Origin of the sequence: Pseudoxanthomonas sp. (assembly GCF_002863005.1) — a bacterium.
In the GTDB taxonomy this organism is placed as follows: Bacteria; Pseudomonadota; Gammaproteobacteria; order Xanthomonadales; family Xanthomonadaceae; genus Pseudoxanthomonas_A.
The window spans coordinates 1-6614 of sequence record NZ_PKDG01000005.1; the positions used below are offsets into that span (position 1 = coordinate 1).

At 68.4% G+C, this 6614-nt stretch carries 4 protein-coding genes; all 4 read left to right on the top strand.

The genetic code is table 11. The annotated features are described in order from the left end of the window. The coding region (locus CYU89_RS00740; protein ID WP_296278307.1) for a methyl-accepting chemotaxis protein at positions 1-433 on the top strand (433 nt) is incomplete at its 5' end. A 191-nt stretch (positions 434-624) separates the two neighbouring features. Then, a complete protein-coding gene (locus tag CYU89_RS00745; RefSeq protein WP_296278308.1) occupies positions 625-3282 on the top strand; it encodes a Cache 3/Cache 2 fusion domain-containing protein in 2658 nt (885 codons plus the stop codon). Positions 3283-3534: 252 nt separating this feature from the next. Beyond that, positions 3535-4314 (top strand): flagellar brake protein, encoded by a 780-nt coding sequence (locus CYU89_RS00750; RefSeq protein ID WP_296278309.1) that lies wholly within the window; start codon positions 3535-3537, stop codon positions 4312-4314. A 170-nt stretch (positions 4315-4484) separates the two neighbouring features. Then, a partial coding sequence (locus CYU89_RS00755; protein WP_296278310.1) for a HAMP domain-containing protein occupies positions 4485-6614 on the top strand: 2130 nt, incomplete at its 3' end.

Here is a 6614-nt window from a genome sequence, read left to right on the forward strand (position 1 = left end):
GGTGGAGAAGGTCTCCGACGGCTCGGCGCTGGTGAACCAGGCCGGTGCGACGATGGCCGACATCGTGGCCAGCGTGCAGCGCGTGACCGACATCATGGCCGAGATCTCGGCGGCCTCGCAGGAACAGTCGGCCGGCATCGAGCAGGTCAACCAGACCATCACGCAGATGGATGAAGCCACCCAGCAGAACGCCGCACTGGTGGAGGAAGCCACGGCCGCCGCGCGCTCGATGGAGGAGCAGGCGCAGGGACTGACCGAGTCGGTGGCGGTGTTCAAGCTGCAGGCCACGGTCGATACACCGGCGCGCAGGGCGACCAGCCCGGCCCCCAAGCCGGTCGCCGCCGCCAGGCCCGTCGCCAAGGCCCTCGTCCGCAAGCCCGCGGCGCGCAAGCCCGAACCCGCGCTCGCCGATGGCGACTGGCAGGAGTTCTGAGCCCTGCGCCTCGCGTGATCCATGTTGCGTCTCGCTCGGCCCGGCATTCCCGGGCCGCGCGCGTTTCCGGGGTCGTGGCCGGCGCAAGGTATCCGTATTTACCGTTCGTCGGGAAAATCCCGACAAGGCGCTCAATCTTGAAGGCGTAACGCCGATACCGGTTGTGATCATTCCACTACCTTTCCCGGCCCATGACCCGATTCGCGCGTCTTTCGCTCGGTAGCAAACTCTCCCTGCAAGTCACGCTCGCCGTCGCGGCGGTGCTCACACTGCTCGCCATCGTGGTCCAGCGGCAGTCCAGTCGCGCCATCGAGGACCGGGCACTCGCCGACCTGGATGTCGCCGCGCAGGTGATGCTGGAATCCGTCGCGCTGTACGACAGCACCCTGACCGACACCACCCAGCGGATGGCGCGCAGCTTCCGCGCCACGCTGCCTGCCGGCGACGTATCGGTGGACGCGGACAGCGCCACCCCGATCGGCGATACCGACGTGGCCGCCCTGCGCTTCGGCGGACAGACGCTCAATCTCGACTTCACCGCCGTGGACCGCTTCACCGAAGGCACCGGCGTGGTCGCCACCCTGTTCGTCCGCCAGGGCGACGACTTCGTCCGCGTGACCACGTCGCTGCGCAACGCCGAGGAAGAACGCGTCATCGGCACGGCGCTGGACCACAAGCATCCCGCCTACGCGCTGATGCTGCAGGACAAGCCCTATACCGGTCGCGCGCGCCTGTTCGGCCGCGACTACATGACCCATTACGAGCCCTTGCAGGATGCCGAAGGCAAGACCGTCGGCATCCTGTTCGTCGGCCAGAACTACGGTGACGGCCTGGCCGCACTGAAGGACAAGCTGCGCACCACGCGACTGGGCGAAGCGGGCTACTTCTTCGTGGTCGACCTCGCGGAAGGCGAACACAACGGCATGCTGGCGGCGCACCCGTCCGATCAGGAATCGCCGTACACCGCCGTGGTCGGTCCCGACTCGGTCCCGGCGATGAAGGCCCTGCTGGACCAGGACCATGGCCATGCCGTGCTCGACGTCGCCCCCGCGTCCGGCGATGAAGCGGTGCCCGCGCTTGTTGCGGTCAAACGGTTCGCTCCGTGGAAATGGGCCCTGGTCGCCGTGGAGCCGCGCGACGCCGTGCTCGCCTCCAGCCATGCGCTGACGATCGCCATCGTGGGCCTGTCCGTGCTGGCGCTGGCGGTAATCGGAGTGCTCACCGCGATCGGCGTGCGCCGCGTGGTGTCGCGACCGCTGCGCTCGGCCGTCGCGATCGCCGAGGATGTCGCCGCGGGCCGGCTCGACGGCCGGATCGACACCTCCCGCCAGGACGAAGTCGGCCAGTTGCTCGCCGCCATGGGGCTGATGCAGACGCAGGTGGTGTCGGTGATCGCCGCGCAGACCGAGATGACACGCCGCCACGACGAGGGCCAGATCAGCTTCCGCATCGACGACAGCGCCTTTCCCGGCGAGTACGGACGCATGGTGCGCGATACCAACACGCTGGTCGGCGCGCACATCGCGGTGAAGCTGCGCCTGGTCGAGATCATGCAGCGCTACTCGGTCGGCGACCTGTCGGTGGACATGGATCGCCTACCCGGGGAGAAGGCCGTGCTGACCGACACCATGGACGCCACCAAGGCCAACCTGTCGGCCATCAACGGCGAGATCAAGCGCCTGGCCACGGCGGCCTCGTCCGGCGACTTCAGCCAGCGCGGCGACGTGGACAAGTACCAGTACGACTTCCGCGACATGATCGACGGCCTGAACCGGCTGATGGAAACGACCGACGGCAACCTGGCCGAAGTTTCCGAGCTCCTGCAGGCCATCGCCCGCGGCGACCTCACCGCCCGCATGGAAGGCGATTTCCACGGCGTGTTCGCCCGCATGCGCGACGACGCCAATGCGACGGTCGCCCAGCTGACCGACATCGTCGGGCGCATCCAGGAAGCCTCTGGCCGCATCGACGTCGCGGCTGGCGAGATCGCGGCAGGCAACCTGGACCTGTCGCGTCGCACCGAACAGCAGGCCGCCAACCTGGAGGAAACCGCCGCGTCCATGGAGGAGCTGACCTCCACCGTGCGCCAGAACGCCGAGTCGGCCCGCCAGGCCAACCAGTTCTCGATCACCGCGGCCGGCGTCGCGTCGCAGGGAGGCGAGGTGATCGGCAAGGTCGTCGCCACCATGACCGACATCGAGCAGTCGTCGCGGAAGATCGCCGAGATCATCTCGGTCATCGACGGCATCGCCTTCCAGACCAACATCCTGGCGCTCAATGCCGCGGTGGAAGCCGCGCGTGCGGGCGAACAGGGGCGCGGCTTTGCCGTCGTCGCCAGCGAAGTGCGTACGCTGGCCCAGCGCTCGGCCAATGCGGCGAAGGAGATCAAGGGCCTGATCGAAACGTCCGTCGACAAGGTCACCGATGGGTCCGCCCTGGTGAGCGAGGCGGGCACCACGATGGCCGACATCGTGGCCAGCGTGCAGCGCGTGACCGACATCATGTCCGAGATCGCCGCGGCGTCGCAGGAGCAGTCATCGGGCATCGAGCAGGTCAACCAGACCATCGTGCAGATGGACGAAGCCACGCAGCAGAACGCCGCACTGGTGGAGGAAGCCTCCGCCGCCGCACGCGCGATGGAGGAACAGGCGCACGCGCTGACCGAGTCGGTCGCCGTCTTCACGCTGAAAGCGGCTACCGGCCTGCCGGTCCGCAGGACCGCTTCGATCGCGGCGTCGGCCGCATCGCGACCGGCCACGGCGCCCAAGTCCACCGTCCGCGCACGGCCCACGCGCCAGCCGGAAGCCGCCCTCGCCGAGGGCGAGGGCGACGACTGGCAGACGTTCTGAGAAGCACCCGGGACCCGCACAGCCCGGCATGCCGCTGCGGCTGTGCGCTCCCATCGGAGAGGCCATGCGTCCTGCCGGGTGACCGGGGGAAAATCCTGCACGCGGCGCTGTCCCGCAAGGCACCACGCGCGCGATGGAAGTTTGCCCTGACCGGGATCCTGCTCTCACGTCTTCCGCCCCGCTCGCTCAAGATGCCGTGTCGTCCGCCGATACAGCCTGTGACGCCTTCCCTGCCGTGACGTTTCCGCCCGCATGACCGAGCCCAGCGACGCCCCTCTGGCCGATCCCGTCAGGTACGACGACGAAGAAAAGTACCTGGTGCACGGCGAGCACGCGATCCGCCAGATCCTGCAATCGCTCATCGAAAAGCGGGCGCTGGTCAGCGGCTGCGCGATGCCGCGCAACCACACCTTCCCCACGTCGGTGGTCGAGGTGCTGGACGACGAGGACGCCGTGCTGATCGACGGCAGCGCCTCGGAGGCGATCAACCGCAGCCTCGACGAAGCCACGCACGTGACCTGCGTGTCCCGGCTGGACCGCATCCACGTGCAGTTCCGCCTGTACGGGCTGCAACGCGTGCAGAAGGATGGGCAGGTGGCCTTCCGGGCCGAGCTGCCCGACAGCATCCTGCGCCTGCAGCGCCGCGAGTTCTATCGCCTGCAGGTACCGGTGACCCAGCCGATGGAGTGCGGCATCCCGGAGCGCCAGCCGGATGGCGAAACCACCTACCGCAAGTACCGCGTGCTGGACATCAGCGGCGGCGGCATCGCCCTGGCCGTGCAGGCGGGGGAACCGACGCTGCGACCCTACAAGGAATTCCCCGGCAGCCTGCTGTACCTGCCGGACGGCGGACCGCTGTGCGTACGGCTGATGGTCAAGAGCCTGCACAGCCAGCTCAACCAGAACGGCAGCGAGAGCTGGCGCGCGGGTTGCCAGTTCACCGAGCTGCCGCGCGGCGGCGATGCGCTGATCCAGCGCTACATCTTCCGCCTGGAACGCCAGCGCAGCGCCCGCGAGCGCGGCGCTGCGTGACCTTCGTCCGCTTTCCAGCCGCCGTTCATCGGCATTGAGCCGCACGTACTCAACCTGGCCGCGCCACCGCCGATACCCGGTGTAACGCTCCTGCAACACTCGCATGGCCGCACGTGGCCGTGGGCAGGGGCCGCCACACCGCCCCATCCGTCGAGGCCACCATGTCATCCGTGTCTACCCGTTTTTCCTCCCGCAGCATCGCCACCCGCGTGATGTACGGCACCGCCCTGGTGGCGCTGCTGGCCTTCGGCGTCGCCGCGGCGGCCAGCTACCTGCGCAGTAGCCAGTCCCTGCTGGCCGGCGCCCGCACCACCATGGAGACGCTGGCCAGCGCCGAGGCACAGCGCATCGCCGGTGACCTGACGGGCGCCTTCGACACCAACGCGGCCCTGGCGAACGCATTGCTCGCGCAGCGCGGCGCCGACGGCCTCAGTCGCGAGGCGGCCAGCGCCATCTTCAAGCGCCAGCTCGAAGCGCATCCGGAATGGGTTGGCGTCGGCACGTTGTGGGAACCCGATGCCTTCGACGGCAAGGATGCGGACTACCGCGCCGCGGACGGCCACGACGACACCGGCCGCTTCATGAGCTACTGGGCATGGAGCGAGGGCGCTCCGCTGCAGGAAGCCCTGCGTGACTACGAGGTGCCCGGCGCCGGCGACTGGTACCTGAAACCGCGTGAACTGAAGCGCCAGGTCGTCGCCGAACCCTACGTGTACAAGATCGCCGGCAAGGACGTGCTGATGACGACCCTGTCGACGCCGGTCCTGGAAGACGGCAACTACCTCGGCGTCATGACCGTCGATTTCGCCCTGCAGTCGCTGCAGGAACGCATCGCCAAACTCACCCCGATGGGCGCGGGCTTCGTGCGCCTGCTCACGCCGGCCGGCGTGGTCATCGCCGACCAGGACGCCGCATCGGTGGGCAAGCCCTTTGCGGGCGCACAGGCCGCCGAGGTGATGAAGCAGATCGCCGCGGGCGAGCCCGTCTTCCGCGAATCGTCCAATGCCGCAGGCGATGCCGTCATGGAAGCCTATGTGCCCCTGCAGATCGGTGGCGCGCAGGAGCACTTCGCGCTGGGCGTCGTGGTGCCGCGTGCCGTGCTGATGCAGGAAGCCCGTGCCGTGTTGTGGACGGTGGTGATGGTGGGCGCACTGGGCGCCGCCCTGCTCTGCGGCGCGGTGTTCTGGTTGCTGCGCCGCCAGGTCGCCAGGCCGTTGGCCGGCGCCGTGCGCGTGGCCGACGACATCGCCCGCGGCAAGCTGGACAGCGACATCGACGCCAGCGGCACGGACGAGATCGGCACCCTGATGAAAGCGATGCGCAGCATGCAGGCCAACCTGCGCGATCGCATCGAGCGCGACACCGTGGTGGCCAAGGAAAGCCTGCGCATCCGCACGGCGCTGGAGGATGTGACGACCAACGTCATGATCGCCGATGCCGACCGCACCATCATCTACGCCAACCGTCCGCTGATGAAGATGCTGACGGACGTGGAACAGGACCTGCGCCGCGACCTGCCCGCCTTCGACGTCAGCACGGTCGTCGGCAGCAGCATCGACATCTTCCACAAGAAGCCCGAGCACCAGTCGCGGATGCTTGCGCAGCTGCAGGGCACGCATCGTGCACAGATCAGCGTGGGCGGCCGCATCATGCAGCTCATCATCAATCCGGTGACCGATGGCGAAGGCCAGCGCATCGGTTACGTGGTGGAGTGGGCAGACCGCACCAACGAGGTGATGGTCGAACAGGAAGTGACCCGCATCGTGCAGGCCGCCGTGCAGGGCGACCTGACCGGCCGCATCGCCGAAACCGGCAAGCAGGGCTTCCTGCTGGGGCTTTCCCAGCAGATCAACGGCCTGTTGGGGACGATCGCGGGCAGCGTGGATGCCGTCTCGGGCGTGCTGCAGTCGCTGTCCAAGGGCGACCTGACCACCCGCATGGAAGGCGACTTCCACGGTGTGTTCGCCACCATGCGCGACGACGCCAACGCCACCGTCGCCCAGCTCACCGACATCGTCGGTCGCATCCAGGACGCCTCCGGTTCCATCAACACCGCCGCCGGTGAAATCGCCGCCGGCAACAACGACCTCTCGCGCCGCACCGAACAGCAGGCCGCCAACCTGGAAGAAACCGCCGCCTCCATGGAGGAACTCACCTCCACCGTGCGCCAGAACGCCGAGTCGGCCCGCCAGGCCAACCAGCTGGCCATCGGTGCCGCCTCGGTCGCCTCGCAGGGTGGCGAGGTCGTGGGCAAGGTCGTCACCACCATGACCGACATCGAACAGTCCTCCAAGAAGATC